The organism is Streptomyces hyderabadensis (assembly GCF_020404845.1).
Classification (GTDB): Bacteria; Actinomycetota; Actinomycetes; order Streptomycetales; family Streptomycetaceae; genus Streptomyces; species Streptomyces hyderabadensis.
In genome coordinates this window covers 1-1114 of the sequence record NZ_JAIOJZ010000133.1, presented here as the reverse complement: position 1 = coordinate 1114, position 1114 = coordinate 1, and the positions used below count along the sequence as shown (strand labels likewise).

Below are 1114 nucleotides of genomic sequence, written 5' to 3'. Positions count from 1 at the left end.
AGGTCGAGCCCGAGCAGCCGGCCTCCGAGCAGCCCGAGAACGACGGCGCCGGTGGTGGCGGCGGAGACGGTGGCGGGGGTGGGGGCGGTCAGTCCAAGAAGCCCGCGACGAAGCCGGACGTGGTCCCCGCCATGAACGTCATGCTGCGCAACGCCACCACCCACATGTGCGCCGACATCCCCGGGCGGGACAAGGGCAAGATCAACGGAGTCGTCCAGCAGGCCAACTGTCACGAAGAGGGCGACAACGAGTACTGGAACCTCGAGGTCAAGTACGAGCACGGTGGCCCCAACGGGGTCAAGCTCTTCCAGATCCGGAACGTCACCGACCAGCTCTGCATGGACCTGGGTGAATACGGCGCTCGCCCGGAGGGAACAGGGGTCGCCGAATTCCACTGCGACGGCACCAAGGCGGACAACCAGCTGTGGTGGATCGACAAGCAGGCGAGCGGCGACTACTGGATCCGCAACTTCGCCAGTGCCCACAAGTGCCTGAACGTGAAGGGCCAGAACGGCGGCACCGAGACTCCGCTGAACATCGCCACCTGCACCAACACCGACGACCAGGAGTGGCAGATCATCCACCCGTCCAAGGACTGAAGCCGGGTCCGAAAAGTCGTACGATCAGGTACCTCGGGGCAGCGAGTAGTGCCCCGAGTGCCGCTGACCGCTGAGGAATTGACCCGTAGCGTCGGCGTGTGAGCCTGTGGACTTCCCTGGAGCCCGCGTCCGCGACTGTGGACCCCGGCAGTAGTACCCGTGTGCGCCTGAGGGTGCGCAATACCGGTGATGTCGTCGACGAGTACCGGTTTGAACCGGTGGGGGATGTGGCTCCCTGGACGACGGTGGAGCCGCAGACGTTGCGGTTGTATCCGGGGACGACGGGGACGGTGGAGCTGACGTTCGCCCCACCCCGCACCCCGGACGCGGTGGCGGGGCCGAATCCGTATGCGGTGCGGATTGTTCCGACGGAGCATCCGGATGCGGTGACGGTTCCGGAGGGGAATCTGACGATCACGTCGTTCACCGAGGTGCGGGCGGAGTTGGTGCCGCCGACGGTGAAGGGCCGGTTCCGGGGCCGGCCCCGCCTTGCCGTGGACAACCTGGGCAACACC

At 66.6% G+C, this 1114-nt stretch carries 2 protein-coding genes; both read left to right on the top strand.

All coding sequences use genetic code 11. From position 1 onward, the window contains the following. Positions 1-599, top strand: a 599-nt coding sequence (locus tag K7854_RS37205; protein ID WP_226030977.1) for an RICIN domain-containing protein, incomplete at its 5' end; no start/stop codon positions are given. A 98-nt stretch (positions 600-697) separates the two neighbouring features. Next, on the top strand, positions 698-1114 hold a 417-nt coding region (locus K7854_RS37200; protein ID WP_443732441.1), incomplete at its 3' end, for a COG1470 family protein.